We start from the raw sequence: 24280 nt of genomic DNA, 5'->3' as shown, positions 1-24280 counted from the left end.
TCCTATTTCTAGGACTCTTTTTTTTAGAGTATTTATATACTAATTGCCAAATAAACTTGCTGTATCAAGATCCTCATATTCATCATTCAAAGTTTTTGTTTCAGATTTAGAAACGTCTTCTTTTTTTACATCTTCATTATCGGATTGCTCTTCAGAAGTCTCAATTTCTTCATTAGGAGATTTTCTCTCATTATGGATGCTAGGGTCTTCATTTTTGATAATGAGATTTGAATCATTCAATAGGAACCGTTTAACCTCATTTAAAAAATCTTTATCTTGAAGTAAGATTTCTCTTTGCATTTGTTGTTGAATCTTATAATCACCAACATCTTGTAAGCCATGTTTATCAATAAAGTAACAGACAAGTTTATATAATGAATCTGCTATATTCCCTTGAGATTCAAACCATTTAAAGAATTCCTCGTTCTCAATTTTTTTGAGATTCCAAAAGAAAGATTCTCTTTTCTTGTCAGACATATTATCTCACCTTTTTTCGAGTAAGAATTTTCTTGATTACTTGCATCCCTCTAGCATTCATATCTACAGCATATTTTTCTGGAATCCATAATAAGTACATACCCACTCGCTCACAGTACTCTAATAATTGTTCATATAATTCATCTTTAAAAGTAACACTTCCCCCACCATATACACATAAAATTTCAGCTTCACTAGCTGTGTTACTTACATATTTTTCACCTGTATCTTCTAAGATAAGTTCAGCCTGTTCCACTTTTGTGATATTAAAGTACCCAGTTGCTTCTTCATGATATTTATGGTCTGGATCTTGAAGGATTTGTGAAAATTGTTGGCGTTTAATGTTTGTTCCACGCTCTTGGTTTAATAGCTTAACAGCTTCTTCTGTAGCGTGCCCAACTCCACGTCTTTCTCCACTACAAGCATCAATTACTGGATTTACGCCAACTGTGTATATATACTCAGTTGTTCCATCTCCAATGTCACTATGCAAGATTTTTTTGTTCTTAAAGAATGATTTTTTTACAGTCTCTACCTCAAGTTTGTCTTTATATAGTTTAATGAAATCACTAAACATATCTTCTTCGCCTTCAAGGATTGCATATAAAGGAGGAACACCTTCTTGAGTAATGTTTGCACTGTTAAATGCTAAACTGACCGTTACTTGTTCTTCCCCTACATAAACAACTACAACATGATTTGAATTAGTAAAACGTTGCTCTAGGTGCTTAGCATTTACAGGTGTCCATTGGCTTGCTGGAATAGCTGAAATAAGATCAACAGTCACATTAATTGATTGTGGTAGTTGTTCAGTTCTTTCCCACTCAAGCTGAACTGATTTATTTGCAATTAGTCCTAGCATATTAATTAGAGGTAAATCATCATTATATTTTTGGCCTACTTTAATGTTCATGTTTTTTGGGTTCTTCCCTGTTAGCATCGCTCGATTACCAATAAAATACATCCCGGATCTTCTAATTGATTTACTAGCAATATTTACAAACATGTTGTCTACTAAATTGATTACATTTTTTTGTGTGTTTGTTTCAGTTACATTGGGCATTGAGTAAACGCTTTGATATACGTTTTTCATTTTTATGTATTCACCATTGATGTAACCTTTAAAAGAATCGTTTCCAATATCACCTTCAATGTCTATATGAAGATTCTTCCCTTTTAAATCTGTCATTATACATCACCTCTATAATTTTTATTTCTTATTTATATTTATTAACTATATTATAACTTAAAATCAGAATGAAATCAAGAGTTCAGAAGGGAATGATATCAATAAAATATAAAATAAATATATTTTTGATACATTTTAAATTTTAATAGGGTTAATGTTATTTCGTGAGTTGGTGTGTTAGGAATACCACTCCGATAAATATAAAATAAATATAAAATAAATATCTATTATATATTTATTTTATATTTATTTTCAGCGTATTGAATAGATTTACTTTTTTTAAGTTAATAGTATGTTTGGTACTTCATTTGTATAGGTCCTGGAGAAGTTTTCTATATTCGTTGATAGGATTCCTTTAAGATATTTTTAGAGATAAAGGTTAGACTTAAAGGTTTAAATTGTAATATTCTTAAGAGAATTTGATGTTTTAGAGGGTGTATCCGAATCCCCTAATCCCTAATAGCACAAACGTTATCGAAGTGTTATTTTAGTGTTTAACATTACGTGAACGCTATCCGTTTTTGTAGCGATTATCCCTTTAATATCAACGTTTATAAGTTTTTTGAGGGGATGCGAATGATACAAACGAGCTATTCATCCTATAATTGTAATGAATAAACATGCTTTAAGGAACATCCCAAGAATCAATCTGTAAATTAATATATCTATAACGACATATCAATGAAACCTGGATAATATAGATCTGTGCTATAGCGACACATAAATTAGTTGCTGATATTAAAATTGCATCATTATGTCTAAATCGTATCGTTATATAAGGCTAAGATATCTTTGCTTCGGTTGTATAATGTAACTTTGTTATGATATGTTTTTAAGTTTGAAGTGGGAGATTCCTACGATTAAGAGACGAATAGCTTCGTTTCTAAGATTTAGGTCCTGCGTTAACATCTTTATCGTAAGATGGGCTACAAGAAGAGCAATCCGACTCACGAAGTTTTAGATTTTTAACGTCTTTATTTTGGTAACCACAACTTGCTTCCTGTATCAGTTTGCCTTTTTATTTGGGTGAGCTCTGCAGAGCAAGAATTATAAGTTAATCCTTTTCCTGTTTCATTGTAGGTGTCATTCCATAGAGCGAGTAAACTAATTTAGGGCGTTTTGCTTTCTTTGATCCATGTATATAATGCGAGTTCACAGTTTACATAATAAAGTTTGGTATTGCTCTCTAGGTCTAGAGTAATAATGAAAGCATCGATTAGAGTGAGTATTTTGTATATGATCCAACTCAATTATTTAAGTTGAAATTCATTTTTTGCAAATAAAGTAGTTGGATTTGCAAGTTTAATACTTTCAAGAGGATTTGATGTTTTAGAGAATGTATCTGAATTCTCTACCGTATAAACGTTATCGAAGTGTTATTTTAGTGTTTAACATTACGTGAACGCTGTCCGTTTTTGTAGCGACTATCCTTTTAATATCAACGTTTATGAGTTTTTTGAGAGAAATGCGACTGATACTAAAATAGTTTATAAAGTTTGATAAAAGATGTACAAGCTGATGATCAAGAAGGCTTTGTTTGTTAAATTTAGGGGGACATTATTTTGACCTTGTAGTTTTATTTAAATGATACAAATGAGTTTATCATTCTATATTTGTAATAAATAAGCATAATTTAAGGAACATCCCGAGAATTAATCTACAAATTAATATAGTTATGACGGCATATCAATGAAGTCTGGATAAGATAGATCTGAGCTATAACTACATATATTAGTTGCTAATATTAAAGCTGGATCATTATATATAAGGTTAAAAGATTCATTGCAACATATACTGAACGCTATAATAACGATTAGTACTTAATGACAACCAAATTTTAATATAGTAAATTCTCTTCAACATATCTTAGCTCTTTGTAACACTAGTGTTACAAAGAGCTAGTTTAATAATAAAATATAGAAGATAATCTTTTAATTATTAAATAAATAATTTCATTACAACAAGATTGAAAAAATATAGTATGAGCGCTTGTAAAGCGTTAAATTAACGCTTTACAAAACGTGAACGTTATGCGTTCATAAGCTATTAAATCCATTACCATAAGGTGTTAAGATATCCTTGCTTTGGTTGTATAATGTAAATTTATTAATAGCGTTCATAAAGCTCAATGATTTAGCGATAATGAAAGCTTTAATTAGTAACATTATTGTATGCCAATCGAATGTCGCACTCAATATGCAAGACACGATCTGGTAAAAATATTAAAGAAGACTTGCAAAAATATGGAGCTTCCGATGAAGCTTTATTAAAATGTTGGGAAATTATAGAACCTAGTCAATCTTCCCCAAAAATCGATAAAAGAATTTGCTGATTTCTGCAAAGTATGATGAATATGTTGATATTAACGATACTGAGGATATTTGGAGTTTACAGGAAAGGCAAAAGAGATATGTATATAGCTGTGATCATGCTGGAATTTCCTTAAAACGAAATAAAATTGCAACCGATACTTCAAATTTCATACAAGATCGAATTAAAATTTGAGTTGAGGAACAACTATATAGAATTTAAGTATATACACACTGGGATTTAGCATGAACGCTAGGCGTTCATGGCGCGTTCGGCCTTTTGATATCAAGGGATTAAGATGTTTTTGATTCGTTTAAATTTAGAAAAGTATTTTGGATAAGGATGATAAAAGACAGGAATTCTTGAGGTTTTTTCAATTAATAATATTATAAATTAAATCACTTTACCTTCTCTTCAATGTACAAAGGCGGTATGTATGAAGCTAAGTAAAAATGTATAGCTATATGAACGTTTGATGAGTGTTAGTTAGATGTATATTATAAAAAAATGTTTTACTTTCAAAGTTAAATGGCTATAAAAAAAAGATATAAGAGGAACTCCTTTTGAAAAATGTACACTCAGCATTGTGAAGATGAGTAAAAAAAATAAAAAAAGCGGTAATTTCCGCTTTTTTTATTTTTTTACTAATTCGGATATGTATTTGATAGAAAATGCATATCCGAATTAGTTTCGATTGAACAAACGTTGAATGAACGTTTTCTTAGTGTTATCTTGTTGCTCTTGGCGATCTTCATTTAACAATTGAATTGTTTTATCCAGTTTTTCTTGTAGTAACTGAATTTGTAAATCTTTTTCTTCCTTTTCTGAGCGTTCCTGTAATAGTAAATTAATAATATCTTGGTTTTGTTGTACAATTTTTTCTTGTTGGTTAAACATATAGGAAAACTTATCTTGAATTATTGAAATATCCGTTTCTGAACGTTTCTGAAGTGTTACTTCAGTATCAGGTTCTTCTTGAACGCTATCCGTTTTTTCGGCGTTTTCTCCGACTATATCCATGCTTCGTGTAGCGGCCTCTTCTAATTTCCAGTTTTGATTTAGGTATTCCTTCATTTGTTTTAAAATATCTATATCATTTTCATAATAAATTCGTTGGTTACGTTCATTTCTTTCAAATATGTACTCCATTTTTTCTAGTTCAATTGACCATCTACGAAGTGTATTAGTATTAATATCTAGTTGCTTTGCTACTTCTTGTGCAAAATATCCATATTCCAAATTTCACACCTCCATTATTTGTGTGTTAGATATTCTTTCTTTATTAGGAGGATCATTCCTCTAAAAATAGAAATCTTTATAGGGCTACAAGGTAAGATTTTTTATTACTTTCAAAAGGTATCCTGTGTAGATACTTGTGTATTAGATTTGTCTATGTATCTAGTATTGAGGTAATTAAATTATAAACGCTATCCGTTTTCATAACGTTCACCTTTGAAAATAAGTGAATATTTATTAGATAATACAATAATTAAAGAATTACTTGAAATTTTATTATTAGAAGTTTGTTTCCAATATAAGAATTTTACTAGATATATGTGCAAGAATCAAAGCTTTCATTAATAGAATTAGTATCTAGTTAATATTCTTTTAATTTAAAATACATGAAAAGTTAATAAGGAAATCTATTTGAACGCTATCCGTTTACGTAGCGTTTTACTAGTGAATAATAATTCTCGATTTAAAAGGTACGTATTATTTAAATCTTGAATAATTTTTTTGAGTTTCTTATATATAACAATTATAAGTCCTTTATTGAGGGGCAAAAGGGATAATTCTAGATATTACTAGTAATATTCCTGGCTCCTAAAACGGCTTAATCTTCGCCAAAAATGGCTTATGGGGGTGTCTTAGACCTTTACAAAATCTGCAGGGCATTAGAGGTGTTTAGTCTTAGATCGAAATGATTTTACAAATCTCTATTTAGGAGTTCACATTTATTAGTATGGACGATCTTTTCAGAATGCATTCAATTGCTAATGATATTAGAAGTGGGGGAAGAAGGGGAGCATATTAATGTGCTTAATTTGAAACAAATAGAATTTCATCAGATTTTAGGGAAGCCAATAATAGGAATCTGAATAATTATTTATATATTTTGCAAGTTTAATCGGATTCCCTAAAATTAGACAAAACAGAAAGATTTTCAGAATGCTATATTAAATAAATCTTGTTTTAAAAAGTAAAACCAATAAAAACATTAGAATAAATTATGATGCCTTTAAACATACTCTGACAAGCTATTCGGGATTTTCTCTTAGTAAATTTCAAAATAAATTCGATAGTAAATGACGAATTATCCAGAAATAAGTTACCGTTAATCTCATATGTAAATTGCCTGGAACTTCATAAAAAGATTCTATAAAAAGATTTGTATTTTGAAGTTTCTTGTGTCGAAAAATAACAAGTTTATGATCTTTTATAAGAGGATATGACAAATAGCCTTGCTATATTTGATATTTTTAAGCAAGGCTACATACTAGTATGATTTTTTAAATTTAATTATTTTCTTCTAAGAAATTATAGAAAACAAATTCTCTTTTTTTATTTGTGCCATGTAGAGAGTTCTTTTCTATTGCGTTATGATTTCTTCGTTCCCAATTTTGTTTAGATCTTTGTCCAAACATTTTTATAAAATGTGCGGGATTACTATTTTGAGCTTCATTGTATTGGAACCATTGCACACATTCTTCAAAATCCCATCTAGCATAGCGGTCGATATAAGGTGGCATCCTTAAAGCAATTGTGTATGCATCCTTTTCACTAAGGTGATTTAGTTCTTGACTTAAAATGTAGTAATAAGCCTTTCTCTGATCCTCACTTAGATAGTCGTCTAAATCTTGTAATCTGTTATTCTTTTCTTTTAATTCACAATACGTATTTGATTTTGCTTGTTTGTTTGCGCTGAAAATATCTACAGAATTAGACGAGACTTGTATATCATTCTTTATATCTTCGTGATTGGCTACAACAGTCTTCTTAAAGAGCTTTTTACTTAGAAATTCAGTGAAAGTAGAGCATACATCAATAGCTACAGCCCATTTTATCTTGAAGTATTCAATAATTTTTAAATAGTTGTTATGTATGGTTAAAATGTAAATTGAAGGGGCAATCTTACCGTGTCTTCGCACTCTAATTTGTTGGCATACTCCCAGATCTTGCAGCCATGTTAACACGTAGTTAATGACAGGTTTTGAAATACCTGATTTTTTGCTGATATGATCTTGCCTTACTTGGGAATATCCTTCTTGTACTAGGTACGATAAAACTGTTTCTAAAGCTTCATATTTTCTTTTGGTAAGGTAATCTTTTGTGGTAACACCTTCGCATTCTAGGACAATACTATCAATATAAGTAGTAACTTTCTTAATTGATTGATTTATAGCCCCAGGAGTTTTGGATAAATGATTGATGTGGGGACTTAGTTCCGCTTTTGCTCGACTAAGTAAAAAGTTTTGCAATATCATAGAAAAATCCTCCTATTTTTCCCACCACACAATTACAGAAAAATGTTGGAAAAGTAGAGGATTTTCTTCACAAGTAATTCACTTTATGATAAAATAAGTACATAAAAGTGAATATATTTTAATGTGCTAAAAATCCTACTTCCTGGGAATTTTTAACTGGTTTCTAGTTTGCCGACCGGAACCAATTAAAAATTTGTGAGGTAGGTTTTTTTTTGCGTTCATCTATATTTGTTCGTTGTTATTTACATTTGTCATTTTTATTTATGCTTTTTATTCTATCGTTCTTTTTTAATAATATCAATCCTTTGGAGTGTAAAAATTCTACTAAAGTGTATTTATGTAAGTGTTTTAAGGATAAAATGTAACTTTGAAAATCTTAATTGTGTAACAATTATTGAGAAATATGCAGAATCACCTAGATTTTGTAGTAACATATACAATTTATTACCATTAGTTTGTTATAATCCACATATATGTGTCTGAATTTTCTAACAAGATGTGTAAAGAGGTGTGGATATATGAGTAATTGGATTGAGAAGATGCAAGATCAAATGAATAAGACAAATAGATCATATGATAGTTTTGCAAGAGAACTTGACATACCTAAATCTACATTAACAGATTTATTTCGATATCATAAAGAAATTTCCATGCTGAGTGTATTTAAAATGGCAAACACGCTCTTTAATGAAGATAGAGCTATAAATGAAAAATGTTGTATAGAAGTTTTTTCGAAATATGAAAGAAATGTAAAAATTAACATGAAAAGACTGTTTATTATAGCGTATTTAAATGGATATGATTTAATTTTAGAATATTTAATCAATATGACGAGTAAGCATAAGGAGAGTTATGTTAAAAAATATTCACCTTTAATAAGTTTGTTTTATGATAGGCCAAGGGGAGGAAATCCTAAAGAGCATATTTTAATGGTAGAAGAAATTCGGAAGAGCATTCCAGAAAAAGAAACTTTAGATATGGAGATTATTTCTGATATTCTCTATTTGTTGTCTGTTGGGGATATTGGAGACTTTGGAATGTTTGATACCTATAGGAACCGTATTTATCAGAACATTTCTGTACATACAAATCAAGATTTAAAGTTGCTATATAAATATTGGATAGATGACATATGGAGTTATTCATTATTAAGAAGGCTAAAAATAGAAGAATTTAATGAGTGTAATAATCAATTACGGTCACATAAGTATTTGAAATATTTTCCGTTTATGGAGGCTACGATTGATCTACGTAAGGGAGAAAGTTTAATATTTACAGATTATAAACAATCATATAAACATACTTTAAGAGCAATGAAAGTATTTGAAAATCAGAGTGCTTTAAAATATAAAATCGCTGTAAACAATATAAATTTTTTAAAACTTGTAAATAAAAGAGAAATTGAAACTATTGATTTAAACACGCTCCATCCAGCAGAATTAGCACTATATTTCATACTAAATAATGATAACGATAGAGCAATTGATATTTTGTTAGGAATTCTAGATAAAAATAAAAAACTTAGTCCTATTCAGTATTGTTACTTAGGACAAGCAAAGATGGATTTAAAATTGATTGCTGATTCCAAACAAATGTTTATTGAAAATGGCGATTACTTCTTTTCCCAATACGCAACACGAGTATATAATGAATATAAAGAAATGTTAGAATATGGAGGCGTGAAATGAAAAAAATAGCCATATTATGTATAACAACATTTATTTTGTTTTCTGGAATGAGTTTATTAGACAATAAAGAGAAAGATATGTCACTGTCAAAGGAAACTCAATATCTTCGTTCTGATCCCGGTGGCATGGGCTAAATCTTAAAAATATAAAAGTAACAAAAGACATCGTTTAACGATGTCTTTTGTTACTTTATAAAGAGTTTTTTAAATGGTTAAACTGGATTTTAACGAACAAAGAAAAATATAAAGGTGGTAATCTAATGGATAAATGGGAAAATTTAATTATAAAAATACTTTTAACTGTAGATGGAGACTTAGATGCTTTTAGTGATCTGATTGATATATATGAAGATGAAAAATTTTAATATATTTTAACTATTTATTTTGAGATTCCATCTCAATTTCTATCTCTAAAAGGTGTGCAATTCTTAAAATTTCTTTTTCTATTCTTGGTTTATGTTCTTCTGGAATATTTCTATATTTATCAATTAATATTTGAGCCATACGCTCTATAGGATCAGTACCAAAATCACTTTTTTCAAAAACTTCAGTATCGCTCATTGGATGAAGAAATAGTTGTGACTCACTTACATTGAAATATTTAGCGATTATTGGGATACGATCAATTTTAGGTGTTTTTTCTCCACTTTCCCAACTAGAGACTGTACTATATGGGGTGTTTATTGCATCAGCAAATTCTTTTCGACTGAGACCCTTTATTGCTCGTAGTTTTTTTATGTTTTTCCCAAATATATTATTCTCCACTTGCATTAACCTCCTTCATCTGTTTGTATAATTTTTACCACTTTAGTGTTTATTTGTGTAATTTTTATCACTTAAGTATAAAAATTACTACTTTAGTGTTGACATTCTACTTTAAGGAGAATAGAATGTATGTAAGGGGGTGAGAAATTGTCTGTATTACGTAATGTTAGAGAAACAAGAGGACTCACAATTCAAGAAGTTTCGCAGGCTTCTAAAATTCCAGTTAAAACGCTATATAACATTGAAACTGGAAAGAAAGGAATAATTGAGAAACGAGCCAGGATTCTTGCTGATCTATTTAATGAACCGATAGATAAGATCTTTTTAGCTACGTATTATCGAGCAAAATTAGAATGAAATATTTATTGTAATACACAATTATACTCTTATATTGTAAATGAACAACGAGGAAAAGCTATAATTTTATTGTATTTTTTTAAGTTTTTAAATCAGAAAATTCTGATTTAAATAGATCTTTGAAAACTGCATATCATTTGAGGGAGCTGTTAGTATGTTGAAACGATTGTATCAAACGTTACTCATTATCATGAGTATGCTTCTAATTGTCTTAAATTTTGTATTTCCACTTACGAAAGCGAGTGCTGAAGTCATTAATCGTGAGAAATATGAAATGAATTGGAGTTTTAGTCCCATGTATGGGAAAGACCTACGGACAGAACTATTGAAGAATGCGAATGGCCAAATTGCGTATTGTTTAACTTATGGGAAATTAAGTCCAAACGGTAATGACCTTCCAGAGATGGGGCGTACAGACGATGTTGTGTACCGAGTTCTTCTAAATGGATATCCACAAAAAAGCCCAGAAGAATTAGGAGTTTCTGACTGGAAAGAGGCGCATTATGCGACACAGCTTAGTGTTTGGGCAGCGTTAGGTCAAATAGACATTAACGAAATTCAGCATCGCAATGGGAATGTTGCAAAAGCCGTAAAAACCATTATTAATGGTGCAAATGCAAGCCAGGAAACACAAGACATGTACATGAATGTAACACCAACAGACAATCAAGAAGCAAAGTTAAACGGTGAGTACTTTGAAACGACAGTGTATCAAATTGAAAGTAACGCTAAGAACGGTGTATTTACAGTTCAACTAGCTAAAGCACCGAATGGAACGAAAGTTGTTTCAACAAAAGGTGAAGCAAAACAACAATTCAATTTAGGAGAACAATTCCGTATTTTGATACCGAAATCCTCTCAAACAGGTAACTTTTCCTTAAAAGTAACATCTAATCTTTCTAATTTGCAGGCAGTAGCGTATCAAGGAACTGATAAAGTCCAGGATGCAACAGTCCTTTTAGAAAAAAATGAGGAAAAGGTGAGTGCCGATTTACAAGTAAACTGGAAATCCCTTGGTGGATTGAAAGTTGTAAAAGTGGGAGAACAAAAAGAATTGCTACAAGGTGCAGTATTTGAAGTCATGAACAGTGCAAATCAAAAAGTAGGCACTATGACTACAAATGAGCAAGGTTCAGCAAGCCTTTCTGGTTTAGAAATCGGAACTTATACTCTTAAAGAGGTAAAATCACCTACTGGTTATGTATTGAATGGGCAGCCACAACAGATTGAAGTTAAAACAGGCGAGGTTGCAACAATTACAGTGCAAAATACTAAGGTAAAAGGAAACATCGAGATTAAGAAATTAAGTGACAGCGGAAAAACTCTTCCAAAAGTAGAGTTCACAGTGTATACAGCTGAGGGAAAAGAAATTACAAAAACCACTACAAATGAACAAGGAATTGCACAAGTGAAGGATCTTCCGTATGGAAAGTATTATTTTATTGAGACAAAAGGGGTAGAAGGATACCTTCTTAATCAGACAAAATATCCATTCGAGATTAAAGAACAAGGAAAAATGCTAACATTCACAGTTGAAAATAAAGAAGTAAAAGGAAACGTACGACTTATAAAATTAGATGGAGAGAATCCAGGTGGAAAATTAGAAGGTGCGGTGTTCGTTCTACAAGATAGTAAAGGGAAGAAAATAAGCGAACACAAAAGTGATAAGAACGGTTTGATTGAAGTGAAAGACTTACCATTTGGAGCATATTCTTTTGTTGAAAAGCAAGCACCAATTGGCTATGTGTTAAGCAAAGAACTTATTCCTTTTAGTATCTCGGAACAAGGAAAGACAGTCATGCTAACAGCGCAAAACAAGCGAATCATAGGGGAGTTGGAGATTAGTAAGGTAGATATTGCAGATGGTAACAATAAACTTCCGAACGCTGAATTTACTATCTTTAACGAACAAGGAAAAGAAGTTGCAAAAGGAAAAACGGATGAAAACGGCATTGCAAAATTCAAGCTTCCATACGGAAAGTACACGTATAAAGAAACATTCGCACCAGACGGCTATTTACTGAATGAAGAAATATTCTCTTTTGAAATTAAAGAGGATGGTCAAATTATTAAGCACACGGTGAAGGATCAGAAGAAACCGACACCACCTACACCAGAGACACCAAAACCAGAACAGCCAGAACAACCACAAAAGCCAGAAGCGCCACAACCACAGGTACCGGAACAACCAAAAGTAACCGAAAAACCTGTTATTCCACAACTAGAGACACCACAACAGATTATTATGAAACCACAACTAGAACAAACACCAAAGAAAATCGAAACGTATCTTCCGACAACAGGCGGTAAAGCCGAAAATCCATACATAAAATGGATTGGTCTTGCATGTGTCGTACTTGGGTTAATTGGAGCTGTATTTGCAGTAAGAAACCGTAAGAAAGCTCAATCGTGATATGAAAGAATATGAAGCTCATTTTAGTGAAATTGATGAAAATCCGTTAGGCTTTGCTATTGGATTTCGAAATGCATGCATACTCGTAATTCCCATTTGGACAGTTGTTTTTTGGATAGGGAGCAAGATATAAGAAACCGAGAGGGAGATGAAATGAAATGTCCGGAATCTACATCGGTAATGTTAAACAAAGCCTTATTAATCCATTGGATATAAAAAATATATATGAAAAGGAAAAAAATCTAATGGTTTTAGGGAAACCCGGAAAAGGAACGAATTATCGTAAAGGTGATTGGCTTTCTAAAGAACTCATGCAAGCTATTTCTATTGCTCAAACTGTAATTAAGCCGAAAGAACGGTATGATTTCTGGATAGAATCCGCTACAAAATTACTGGCAGGAAGTATCTTGTATTTAAATCAACGGCATGGAGATTTGTACTACTTAGATTTAGAAAAGGTTAAGGAATTTGTACAACAAGCAAAAGAAAATGATAACTATCTTTTAGAGTTAAGTGAGTTATTAAAGAAAGATCATCCGGCCTATCAAATGTTTAGCGTGTTAGCTTTATCAGCAAAAGAAACAAGGCAAGGTACAATCAGTACACTTTTACGAATTTTAGATGAACAGCAAGAGCAACATGAGAAATTAGAGAAACAGAGAGATTATTTTTGGTTTCAATACTAGTCGTAAGCGGAAAATGAAATAGGAAGGAGTGCAACGCATGTTAGGCGTAGCTAAGAAGTATACAAAGGTGATTAGAGCGTTGAGAGAACTGGATGAAGGGAAAAGGGTTGCAGGTGTCATAAAAGCTCGTTTTGGAGCTTACAAATCGGTCATAGAAGGTGTGAAGGAAACAACCAATGATTTTATTTTCATTTTTGATCCGAAAGGCATCTTTTTTGAAGATACACATCATGAAAAACAAAAACAAGGATATCACATCATTAAACATGATTTGCTAACTGGTTATGAAACTCTTGAAATGGATGTAAAACAAAAATCAGTTGTGTATATCAGTATAGAAACGGAAATAAGTACGTATCAAGAGAGAGGAGAAGCATTATCAAATTTTCTTCAGTATCTAACAGAATGCAAGAATATAAGACCGATTCACCTGGTATTTCATCAATATGATTTGTACCCAATCCCTCATATGGAGCAGTTTTTAAAAGAAAGCGCAACATACCACATTCAGCATTCAATTGTAGTTGAATCTCAATCCGCATTACAGCACATATACGGAAAAGAGGCAGCACAACGCATTATCACTTCGTACAACACAACAATCCTAGCATGATATCAAGCACTCGTTCACTATTTTATCCTATCTAGATGGCTAGAAAACTATACAAGGGAGAACCGCTTTTCTCCCTTCTTTATCAAAAATAGGAGGCGTTCATATGGGAAAAGAACAAAGGCTCACGTTCTATGATATTGCCGCATCACAAGCTCATAGTGTCAAAACTTTTGATGGAAAAACATACGAACTGAAAGGCACCATCGCAATTGAAAATACCACAGGAAGCATCGAAAAGGTAGCTCAAATTTATTATCAAGTGCGCTCGGTTAGAGATGAACATCAAAACTTAATTGCTAAACGGAAAAATAAACATGCGGAATTAGTAGCTGTCAAACAAAAGTGTAAATAAAAAAAGCGATTTTGAAGTGTGCTGAGAACATAGCACAAAGTAAGTTGTTCTTTGACAATTTAGATATATATTGTGTATCTCTTCCTTTCAGTAATGATGTAGAAAGGTGAAATATACAATATATATGCGTGCCTCCCCTCAAAAGGTCACTAGAGGGGTTAGGTATACGATTATCGTTGGGTGAGTAAGAACGTAAAACTCATCTGTGACCACTGGAAAATGCATTGTATCAAAAATCTGTTTGCGCTAGTGATCGTGAGGAATATCCCATTTTGACATTCTGAAGAAGCGATGAACCATACAAACAGTAGATACATAAGGTTCTACGTTCATGCCAAAATACGTAGTGCGGTATTGGGCATATAGAAGCTAGGTCGGGGTTAGTTTCTATACGCATGCCAATACAGGGTTCGTCATTCCAGCCATAAATGATATTTCCATTTTCTATCCCACTTTCCTATAAATGTTATAAAATAAAGACAGATGTTGAAGTTTAAAAGTGTCTCATCACACTTCAAAATCGCTTATAAAAATATGACATAGGGAGGAACATGCATGAGTCGTAAAGGGTGGATCATTTCCGCTGTTGTTGGACTGTTAATTGCAATTGGTATTGGTTCAACATTTGTCTTTGGTTCGGGAAAAGGGGAAGTAATGGAACTTAGTCCGTTAGAAATGAAGAAGTTCATGAGTGAGGATGGCACAGGTTTTGTTATGTTAAATTCCACTAAGAAAAAGAGAGAAGATTGGCTTCATGCTGTAAAAAAAGTAGCTCAACAAGAAAAAGTCCAGGTACAAGAATTAGATGAAGAGGGTAAAGATATACCAGGTTCAAGTAACCCGTATGATTGGGGATTATCTCAAAAAAGAGATTCACTAGCATATTATGAAAAAGGAAAATTAAAAAAAGATATTAAAATCCCACAAATTAAACCATCAGAACTTGAAAGTGAACTTAGTTTTTTTGTTAAAAATTGCAAAGAGCAATATCAGAAGTAATCACATAATCATTGAAAGGTGGTGATATAGTGACGATTTCACAAAGGGAATTAAAAAAAGAAAAAGATATGGTAGCAAACTTATTAAGAGCCAATGGTGAGGATTATAACCATTGGCTTCATTTACATCATCAGAAATACATTGAAGAAAATCAAGATTTAGTAATGAAAGCTTTACAGGCTTATAAGGCAGTATCAACAGAAGTAAAAGAAGACAGCAAGTCGAATGAGTTAAGTCAACTTAGTAACGTGTAAGCATCTAAAAATGAAAAGGGAGTGAATGTATATGTCAATGTTGGAAACAGTAGCTCAAATGTTAGTGTTAGGTGATGCGATGGACGGTCTAATTAATACGGGTAATTCATTTATTACATGGATGCAAAGAGGAGCACAGGTTAGTACAGCAATTGTATTTTGCTGGGGCGCTTACCTCTTAATTTGGGGTGGTGAACGAGGAAGACATAAATGTGTTTGGTGGTTTATTGGTGGGGCAGCCGGACTCGTTATCGTAATGGGGTGCATGTACTTATCAGAGAGCGTAACGAGTAATGTTAAATTTGGTCAAATATTATTTCCATTTCTTTGGATGAAGTAGTCAATAAATATAAATAAGGCAATGAGGAAGCTATGCAAAGGGTATGGCTTTTTTTGTTGCCTTTTTTTAGAATTTGAATTTTGTAAAAAAGGAGATGGATAGAGAATTATGTATTTAGCACTTCAAGTTGGAATGATTGGGCTCGTCATAATGATAGGTGGATATGCTACTTATAGAATGTTTAAAGGAAATTGGGCTTTAAAATATTATTCATTATTTACCTTTATTGTGTTAGTAGCTTCATCGTTATATATGTTGTCTGGGATTATAAAAGTATCAATATGAAAGTAAATATAAATCAAATGGAAGAAAGGAGAAGCCATGTTTGTCATTTTTAAGAGTAGTAATGGAACAGAAATTGAGTCGGGTAAGCAATATTCGTTTCATGAAGCTTATATCTTAACGAAACAATTAGAACGAGTTTATAGAGAGGCAGGGCGGCAAGAACATATTGATTTCGATTTGTTAGATGGTCATGCTAATGAAATTTATAACGGTACGTTATCGCTTGGTTCGAGATATGCAGATCATATTTTTGATCACATTTCAAAAAAAATGAATGTGATGCAATTAGATCCAGAACAAGAGGAACAAAAGAAGGAGCTGTTAGAAACATTAGAAAGCGAAATCAATGATTCTCCTTTTCATGAAGAATATGAATATCATGAAGAATCACCAGAAAGGAAGGAAGAACCCTCTTATCGTCCATCGGATGAAGTGAAAACACAAATAAAGCCTGGAAAGGAAAATAGAAAAGGATTCAAGATTATTGCGAGTGTCATAGGAAGCGTGGTGTTAATGGGAGCTGGTGCCATATTTGCCTTTAAGTTATTCTCTTCCGAGCCAGTTTCGAGTGCAAATGCTGGTTCGGAACAATATGTAGTAAAAGGATTACAACAGGCAGCCATTCAGCAGTATGGAGAAGCCGTTAAATACTTCGATAAGGTCAATTACACAGAATTAGATAAAGATAGTCAGAAGGCAGTTTTATTTACTTATTTATTAAACGGAAAGGCAAATAAGGCATTACAATATGAGCCGAAATTTGCAGAAAGTGTGGTTGCTTATTTTATTGGGATAGACAACATGAATAAAATCAATGAAATTGATGTCAAAAATGATGTAATCAACTTTGAAAAGGCAGCGCTTAATAAGAAATATGAGGAGGTAATCAAACTTAAGGGGAAAGTCAATATGGATGGTAGACGTGAAAAGCTTATTGTTGAAGCTTTTGTACATCTAAAAAAATATGAAGATTGTTATTCTTTTGCCAAAACACAAGGAAATAAAAACGTAATGAAAGAGGTCAAAGAATTAGAGAAACGAGATATTCAACAATCTACGATAAGTGAAGAGGAAAAGAAAGCTAAGATTGAAAAAATTGATAAAGATCTACAGAACATCTAAGGGGGAAAGAATAACATGCCTTTAAATTATGAGAATCTGTACAAAAAAATGGGAATTGTTTTTCTTGGTGGTTCATTGATATTAAGTACGACAGGTTGCAGTTGGTTTGGAAGTAAGGAATCATCCAAAAGTAAAACAGCTATTACAAAAAAGCTAGATAAGAATAAGCCGGAGGAAAAGAAAGAAAATCTGAACAAACAAGATTTCGAAGCAATTACAGAGAATGCAATTCAAAGTAAGGATAATGAAGTTGCTTATGTTCTCGAAGAGCTTGATAAATCGAAAATTAATTTTAAAGAAAAATCCATTGTAAGTAATCTTCAAAATGGAGATGAAACCACCTCTCGTGTTCTAGCACTCTTTGATAAAGAAACGACAGATAAATCAATTCAAGATACAGCAAAAGATAATGTGATTGCAGCTATTACAGATAATAAGCCACAAGTCACTGTGAATGGAGATCACTTTGCATTTGGCGATCAAAATATTGATTCTTCAGTAGCAAGTATAGGAGATATTCTTCCACCAGAGAAGAAACCAGATGCAATTGTGAACCCACCAATTGTAACGGAGGGTGAGAATAGTAATACGGAAAATACAGGGACAGAAAAACCAACCCCACCAATAGAGCCGGAAAAACCAACAAATCCAGAGAAACCAACAGATCCAGAAAAACCAACAGAACCAGGTAAACCAACAGATCCAGAAAAACCAACAGATCCAGGTAAACCGACAGAACCGGAAAAACCGACAGAACCGGGAAAACCGACAGAACCGGAAAAACCAACAGATCCAGGTAAACCAACAGAACCAGAGAAGCCAACAGAACCGGAAAAACCAACAGATCCAGAGAAGCCAACAGATCCAGAGAAACCAACAGAACCAGAGAAGCCGACAGATCCAGAGAAGCCAACAGATCCAGAGAAGCCGACAGATCCAGAGAAGCCAACAGATCCAGAAAAACCAACAGATCCAGAGAAGCCAACAGAACCAGAGAAGCCAACAGATCCAGAAAAACCAACAGATCCAGAGAAGCCAACAGATCCAGAGAAACCAACAGATCCAGAGAAACCAACAGATCCAGAGAAGCCAACAGATCCAGAGAAACCAACAGAACCAGAAAAACCAACAGATCCAGAGAAACCAACAGATCCAGGTAAACCAACAGATCCAGAGAAGCCAACAGATCCAGAGAAACCAACAGAACCGGAAAAGCCAACAGAACCGGAGAAACCAACAAATCCAGAGAAGCCAACAGAACCGGAAAAGCCGACAAATCCAGAGAAGCCGACAGAATTAAATAAAAAAGAGTCAAAACTAGATGTAACAGTTTAAAGGGGGATTTACTTGCCCATGTACAAGGAAGAAATTTCAATCAAATATAAGTTAGCTGAAAAAAAAGTACTCATTCCATTGAGTACTTTTTTGTTTGTTGGAATGTTTTTAATCGCTAATTTTTTACTCAACTTATCTTTAGAGCTGATAGAAACAACATTTAGTGACTTATTACATCCCAAACCATTTCATATAGAGGTAGGATTTCTTTTTCGGATGCCAATTGCAGAGCATCCAATTTACTACATGCTTGTTTTCCTTGTAGTGATTGGAACCATTGCAAGAACGGTGTATAAGCTGAAATCTTCCTTTAAAAACTTAAATAATCATCAGAAAGGATCTAGTCGTTTTACAACTGTTGAAGAGCTGAAAAAGCAGTATCGAGCTGTACCAGATCGAGAGGAATCATTTAAAGGTGGCGGCGGTGTTGTTATCTCCCGACTAGGTGATAAGGTATTTATTGATGATAGCCCGGTAAATAATTTAATCATTGGTACAACACGCTCTGGTAAAGGGGAAACTTATGTATTTCCAACAATTGATGTTTATTCCAGAGCGGAGCATCAGCCTTCTTTAATTATAAATACACCAAAAGGGGAACTATTTACGGCATCGAAAGATACCCTGGAAGAACGAGGGTATCACATTGAAGTTTTGAACTTGTTAAACCCACTTGATTCTATGAGTTATAACTTATTGCAGCTTGTAAAAGATGCTTATAAAGATGGAGATTATTCAACGGCACAGGCATTATGTAAGACACTCTCACACACCTTGTATTACAACCCAACTGTAAAAGATCCTTTTTGGCAACAGTGCGCTATGAGCTTGTGTAATGCCATGATATTAGCCGTTACAGATAAATGCATTGCGGAAGGTACAGAAGAAAAAATCACGATGTATGCAGTTGCAAATATGTTATCAGAACTTGGTTCAAAAGAGGTAATCGTAGATCCGGAAGCAGATCCACAAAATGCATTAGATTTATACTTTGAAGGTTTACCAGCGGATAGTGTTGCGAAAATGCAATATGCAACCTCAAATTTCTCGAAAGGAACGACACGGGGTGGAATTTTCACCCAAACAATGAACGGACTTTCTATTTTTACTTTTGATGAAATCGCTAAAATGACAGCAAAAAATAGTGTGGATTTAAAACGTATCGGTTTTGGAAAAACAATAAAAGGAAAAGTAAAACCCAGAAAACGAGTAGAAATTGTATTTCCAGATGGCTCAAAGGAGTCTATCAAGGCAGATATTACAGGACGTTTTGTATTAGATTTTAAGCAAGTAATAAAAGTTGGAGATACCATTCAATGTAATGAAAAGGGAAATCTTCAAACCAAAACATCTATTTCTATTACAAAAATAGATGAAAAGACAGGTCATACAGAATTTAAAATAGTAGAAGAAAATGAAGATATGCAAGTAACAAAAGTGGATTATTTTGATAAACCAGTGGCTATTTTCATGATTACACCAGACTATGATTCTTCGAATCATGTCATTGCTTCTATTTTTGTAAGACAGCTCTATTTCATATTAGCGAAGGGGGCATCGCTTGCTCGAGGGGGAGAATGCCACCGTGAAGTAGTATTTTTACTTGATGAATTTGGAAACATGCCTAGTATTGAAGGAATGGCGAATATTATTACGGTTTGTCTCGGTAGAAATATTCGCTTTAACCTTGTTGTTCAAGCATACGCACAAATAAAAAATAAGTATGGAGATGATGCAGATACCATTGATGGAAACTGTGGGAATACCATCTACATTCTAACAAACGATCAAGAAACAGCAGAAAAAGTGTCCAAAAAACTGGGGAATCAGACGATTAATCTACCTTCTCGAAGTGGAAAAGGTCTTTCTACGGATAAAAATAAAACGGAAGGTTTAGATCAACGACCGTTATTAACAGCAAATGAGCTTATGAGTTTTAAAGAAGGAGAAAGTGCTGTTATTCGTGTCATAAAGCGTCAAGATAATGAGCGGAAACGAATTAGACCACGACCTATTTATAATACGAAGGAAACAGCTTTAAAATATAGATGGGAGTACTTAGGAGTAGAGTTCGATACAGATAAATCTATTTTAGATATAGATATCCACTCTTTACATGATGATGTAGAGCCGAAAAAACTTATTGTAGATTTTCTAGGAGAGAGAAAAGCAGAACAAATTGAGAAAAAAACATCAGAACCAGAACAAGTACAAGAACAAGAAGCTTCTTCCCAAATAGAGACACCGCAGTCAGTAGAAGAACCAACAATGATGGGAATTGATGAAGAGATTCCGGAAGAGGCGTTTCAGCAGGAAGATAGCCCGTTTGATTCTCTCTCCATTGAAAATTGGAAAGGAAAAACGGTTAACGAATTTTTTGAATCTGATTTAGCGGTTTTGAAACTGGTTGATAAGTTCTTTTTAGCACAGTTAGGCAAATCAATAGATGAAGTGGAAAATCAAGAAATGGGCGAGTTTTACAGTGAATTTCAAATGTTAGCTCACAATGACTACATCGACAAAAGTGTTTATCAAGCAGTCGAAAACAAGATTAATCGAATCTTGCGTGATTTAGAAGAAAAAGAACAAGTAACAAGTTAGAAAAGCACTCAAATGATTGAGTGCTTTTTTGAATCTAAATATAAAGGGGGAAGAGGTAATGGGTGTACCGACAATAACGGATAAAATGCAATTGATTTTAGATAGCTACTCGCCATTTGTAACAGAAGAAAATGAGGTCATTCTTGGTCTAGAAGATGCGGTTCTTTTCCTTTCAGTAGATCGGGAACAAAAAGGGAAATTGATTATTCGTATCGACAGACTAAATGAAAGGGTGAGTTGGACAGCAAAAGAAGTATTAGGGCAATAGCAAGCATGAGAGGAGGGTAAATCGTGAAAGATGAAGAGATTTTAAAGGTTTTAGAAACATTCTCGGATTATCTTCAAGTAGGGGACATCGTGAATTATGTATTGCGTTGGCTAGGATGGTTCCTAATTGTAGGCTTATCTTTAGTTGTAGATGCTTTAGAAGGTGTGACAGATGCCATACTGGGGATTAAAGGATTCTTTAATTCACCGGAAATACAAAATTTTGTGGATATGTTATATCCATTGTTTGTCGTTCTTTTAGCCATATCGTTTTTATATATTGGCTACATGTTCATTATGAACAAACAAATGAACCGTTCTCAAATTATCATCAATATTTTCGTAACACTGAGTGTACTTTGTTTATTAAGTACTGGTATGACAAAGGTTGATAAGTTCACCGATGATGCCATAGCAGTTGTAAAATCAGAACAAAAAGGCTCTTTGAGTGATGAAATTATTAAGAAGAATGTAACCGATATTGCAGTGATAGATCAAAATGGATGGAAAAAGAAAGAGGATATGAATCCGAAAAATCATATTCCAGAAAAAAACATTAGACAGATAGATATTACAGAAAAAATAGATTCGGATTTTGAGTTTGCTAAAGATAAAAAGTTATCAGATGATGGACAAAAATTATTGAAAAATAAAAGAGTGATGGATGGGATGGGAGTCGCATCTCTAGCAGAATTGAAAGATGGTTGGTTTGATTTCTTTCCCGAAAAGTATTATCGCTGGCATTGGAATTTTTGGAACATATTCTTTACTTTACTAATAACTGGCGCAACGTTGTTATTGGTGAGTATTAAATTAGCTAGATTATTTTATGAATTGGCATTTAACTACTTGTTAGCCAACATATTAGCACCAGCCGATGTTGCGAATGGTCAAAAGTTAAAAGCCGTGTTATCCAATATCCTCAATATATTTATAGCAACGATTATGATATTCCTATCTTTGAAGCTATATATAATGGGAACGGCGTTTCTCCATGACAAATTAAATGGTGTGCCGTATCTGATTGCATTAGCGGCATTTAGTATGGCAGTTTTAGATGGCCCGGCAGTCGTAGAAAGGCTATTTGGAATAGATATTGGATTAAAGAGCAGTTGGGGCATGTTAGCAGGTGGTTTCGCACTGGGGAAAGGAATTGGCGCTCTTGCAAATTCAAAACCAATGAAGGGTCTAGGAAATATGATTGGAAAAGGAGCGAAAGGTGCAGCGGAAGGAACTGGTGTTGCGGCAGCTAAAACAGCAAGTGCGGCAGCAATGGCAACAGGTGGCATGGCTGGTCTTATAAGTGGCTTGAAAAAAGGGAATGAGTCCGAAAATAAAGAGTCCTTGCAAGATCAAATGAAAAAAGCAGATAAGAAAAAAGCAAATGGAAATGATTTAGCAAATAAAGAAAAAGAAAAAGGTAACATAAATAAGGAAGAAGATAAAAAGAATGGTGGTATGCCATCTATTCAAGAAGATATGAAAAAAGAAGGGAATGAAAACCCTGGGGTAGCAAATGGGCAAGAATCGGGAACAACAAGCCTTCAAGATGAAATGAAAGAAGCTGGAAAAGAAAATGGGGCGAGTGAAGGGAATCCAACAGCAGGAGGAGTAAGACAAGGAGCGAGTGAAGGAAGCCAAACACCAGGAACGGTAAGACAAGGAGCAAGTGAAGGAAGTCAAACACCGGGAGCAGTAAGACAAGGAACGAGTGAAGGAAATCCAACAGCAGGAGGAGTAAGACAAGGAGCGAGTGAAGGAAACCAAACACCAGGAACAGTAAGACAAGGGGCGAGTGAAGGAAATCAAACACCAGGAACAGTAAGACAAGGGGCAAGTGAAGGAAATCAAACACCAGGAACAGTAAGACAAGGGGCAAGTGAAGGAAATCAAACACCAGGAACAGTAAGACAAGGAGCAAGTGAAGGAAGTCAAACACCAGGAACAGTAAGACAAGGAGCAAGTGAAGGAAATCAAACACCAGGTTCAGTAAGGCAAGGAGCAAATGAAGGAAGTCAAACACCAGGAACAGTAAGACAAGGAGCAAGTGAAGGAAGCCCGGCACCAATGGAAACATCAAGACCAGTACCAAGTGGAAGTAGCCTGGCACCAGTAGAAGCACCAAGACCAGTACCAAGTGGAGGAAGCCCGGCACCGATGGAAATATCAAGACCAGTACCAAGTGGAGGAAGCCCGGCACCAGTAGAAGCATCAAGACCAGTACCAAGTGGAAGTAGCCCGGCACCAGTAGAAGCATCAAGACCAGTACCAAGTGGAAGTAGCCCGGCACCGATGGAAACATCAAGACCAGTACCAAGTGGAAGTAGCCCGGCACCGATGGAAACATCAAGACCAGTACCAAGTGGAGGAAGCCCGGTACCAGTGGAAACACCAAGACCAGTACCAAGTGGAGGAAGCCCGGCATCAGCCGACATCGTAACGGTGACACATAGTAGCCCGATTATTCCTTATGAAAGTGATAAAGAAGTGGCAGCAAGTAGAAGTCAAGAAACACGGACATTAGGACAATATACAACCGATAAAGTTAAAAATACTACATCATCCATGAAACAAAAGGTAAGAGGAGTGCAAGAACGAATTAATACTTCTGAAACGGTACAAAATACAAAACGTTTTTATCAAATGGGTCAAAATACGGGTAAAAGTTGGAGAGATATCGTGAACAAAAATAAAAATAATACAGATAAAAAATAAGCGTAATCGTACGCTTATTTTTTATTGT

The 24280-nt window shown here is 33.8% G+C and carries 20 protein-coding genes; 15 read left to right on the top strand and 5 right to left on the bottom strand.

Features of this window, described 5'->3' with window-relative positions:
- Window positions 1-39 precede the first annotated feature (39 nt).
- From NSQ47_RS26555 to NSQ47_RS26540, 4 genes are all read right to left on the bottom strand, one after another.
- Window positions 40-477 carry a hypothetical protein gene (locus tag NSQ47_RS26555; RefSeq protein ID WP_001280890.1) on the bottom strand — a complete coding sequence of 146 codons (438 nt, stop codon included), beginning with the start codon at window positions 475-477 and terminating at the stop codon, window positions 40-42.
- A 1-nt stretch (window position 478) separates the two neighbouring features.
- Window positions 479-1666, bottom strand: coding sequence for a ParM/StbA family protein (locus tag NSQ47_RS26550; RefSeq protein WP_000130744.1), 1188 nt, complete (start codon window positions 1664-1666; stop codon window positions 479-481).
- A 2994-nt stretch (window positions 1667-4660) separates the two neighbouring features.
- A complete protein-coding gene (locus tag NSQ47_RS26545) occupies window positions 4661-5215 on the bottom strand; it encodes a MerR family transcriptional regulator (protein WP_000455687.1) in 555 nt (184 codons plus the stop codon).
- 1277 nt (window positions 5216-6492) lie between these two features.
- On the bottom strand, window positions 6493-7461 hold the full coding sequence (locus tag NSQ47_RS26540; protein WP_341038682.1) for a Replicase RepFR55: 969 nt from the start codon (window positions 7459-7461) through the stop codon (window positions 6493-6495).
- Between the two features lie 518 nt (window positions 7462-7979).
- Between NSQ47_RS26540 and NSQ47_RS26535 the strand changes: the two genes are divergently transcribed.
- Both NSQ47_RS26535 and NSQ47_RS26530 read left to right on the top strand, forming a co-directional pair.
- The gene (locus NSQ47_RS26535; RefSeq protein WP_240381086.1) at window positions 7980-9149 is read left to right on the top strand and encodes an AimR family lysis-lysogeny pheromone receptor; all 1170 of its coding nucleotides are present in this window, start codon (window positions 7980-7982) and stop codon (window positions 9147-9149) included.
- Window positions 9146-9283 carry a hypothetical protein gene (locus tag NSQ47_RS26530; protein WP_240381085.1) on the top strand — a complete coding sequence of 46 codons (138 nt, stop codon included), beginning with the start codon at window positions 9146-9148 and terminating at the stop codon, window positions 9281-9283. The genes NSQ47_RS26535 and NSQ47_RS26530 overlap by 4 nt, the downstream gene beginning before the upstream one ends.
- A 240-nt stretch (window positions 9284-9523) precedes the next feature.
- Here the strand turns inward: NSQ47_RS26530 and NSQ47_RS26525 are convergent, their stop codons facing one another.
- Entirely contained in the window at window positions 9524-9913 is a 390-nt protein-coding gene (locus NSQ47_RS26525; RefSeq protein WP_078174605.1) for a helix-turn-helix domain-containing protein, read from the bottom strand.
- Window positions 9914-10060: 147 nt separating this feature from the next.
- Here NSQ47_RS26525 and NSQ47_RS26520 point away from each other — a divergent pair, with 147 nt between their 5' ends.
- From NSQ47_RS26520 to NSQ47_RS26460, 13 genes are all read left to right on the top strand, one after another.
- Entirely contained in the window at window positions 10061-10270 is a 210-nt protein-coding gene (locus NSQ47_RS26520; RefSeq protein ID WP_105587762.1) for a helix-turn-helix transcriptional regulator, read from the top strand.
- Between the two features lie 154 nt (window positions 10271-10424).
- On the top strand, window positions 10425-12683 hold the full coding sequence (locus NSQ47_RS26515) for a SpaA isopeptide-forming pilin-related protein (protein WP_341038678.1): 2259 nt from the start codon (window positions 10425-10427) through the stop codon (window positions 12681-12683).
- Between the two features lie 158 nt (window positions 12684-12841).
- Entirely contained in the window at window positions 12842-13369 is a 528-nt protein-coding gene (locus NSQ47_RS26510) for a hypothetical protein (protein ID WP_445662110.1), read from the top strand.
- A 37-nt stretch (window positions 13370-13406) separates the two neighbouring features.
- Entirely contained in the window at window positions 13407-13982 is a 576-nt protein-coding gene (locus tag NSQ47_RS26505) for a hypothetical protein (protein WP_341038677.1), read from the top strand.
- A 103-nt stretch (window positions 13983-14085) separates the two neighbouring features.
- Entirely contained in the window at window positions 14086-14334 is a 249-nt protein-coding gene (locus NSQ47_RS26500) for a hypothetical protein (protein WP_341038676.1), read from the top strand.
- A 555-nt stretch (window positions 14335-14889) separates the two neighbouring features.
- A complete protein-coding gene (locus NSQ47_RS26495; protein WP_098131561.1) occupies window positions 14890-15333 on the top strand; it encodes a hypothetical protein in 444 nt (147 codons plus the stop codon).
- 29 nt (window positions 15334-15362) lie between these two features.
- Entirely contained in the window at window positions 15363-15587 is a 225-nt protein-coding gene (locus NSQ47_RS26490) for a hypothetical protein (RefSeq protein ID WP_061675828.1), read from the top strand.
- Window positions 15588-15618: 31 nt separating this feature from the next.
- Window positions 15619-15927 carry a hypothetical protein gene (locus tag NSQ47_RS26485; protein WP_002090834.1) on the top strand — a complete coding sequence of 103 codons (309 nt, stop codon included), beginning with the start codon at window positions 15619-15621 and terminating at the stop codon, window positions 15925-15927.
- A 321-nt stretch (window positions 15928-16248) separates the two neighbouring features.
- Window positions 16249-17334, top strand: a complete 1086-nt coding sequence (locus tag NSQ47_RS26480) for a hypothetical protein (RefSeq protein WP_341038673.1) — start codon at window positions 16249-16251, stop codon at window positions 17332-17334.
- 15 nt (window positions 17335-17349) lie between these two features.
- Window positions 17350-18669: a hypothetical protein gene (locus NSQ47_RS26475; RefSeq protein WP_341038670.1), complete on the top strand. Its 1320-nt coding sequence runs from the start codon at window positions 17350-17352 to the stop codon at window positions 18667-18669.
- An 18-nt stretch (window positions 18670-18687) separates the two neighbouring features.
- Entirely contained in the window at window positions 18688-21270 is a 2583-nt protein-coding gene (locus NSQ47_RS26470; RefSeq protein ID WP_341038807.1) for a VirD4-like conjugal transfer protein, CD1115 family, read from the top strand.
- 58 nt (window positions 21271-21328) lie between these two features.
- Window positions 21329-21538 (top strand): hypothetical protein, encoded by a 210-nt coding sequence (locus tag NSQ47_RS26465; protein WP_000538816.1) that lies wholly within the window; start codon window positions 21329-21331, stop codon window positions 21536-21538.
- Between the two features lie 23 nt (window positions 21539-21561).
- Window positions 21562-24252, top strand: coding sequence for a pLS20_p028 family conjugation system transmembrane protein (locus NSQ47_RS26460; protein WP_341038667.1), 2691 nt, complete (start codon window positions 21562-21564; stop codon window positions 24250-24252).
- Window positions 24253-24280 lie beyond the last annotated feature (28 nt).

Source organism: Bacillus sp. FSL R10-2780, assembly GCF_038006125.1.
GTDB lineage: Bacteria > Bacillota > Bacilli > Bacillales > Bacillaceae_G > Bacillus_A > Bacillus_A cereus_U.
The sequence above is the reverse complement of the archived record's forward strand: the minus strand, read 5'-3'. Positions and strand labels throughout refer to the sequence as shown.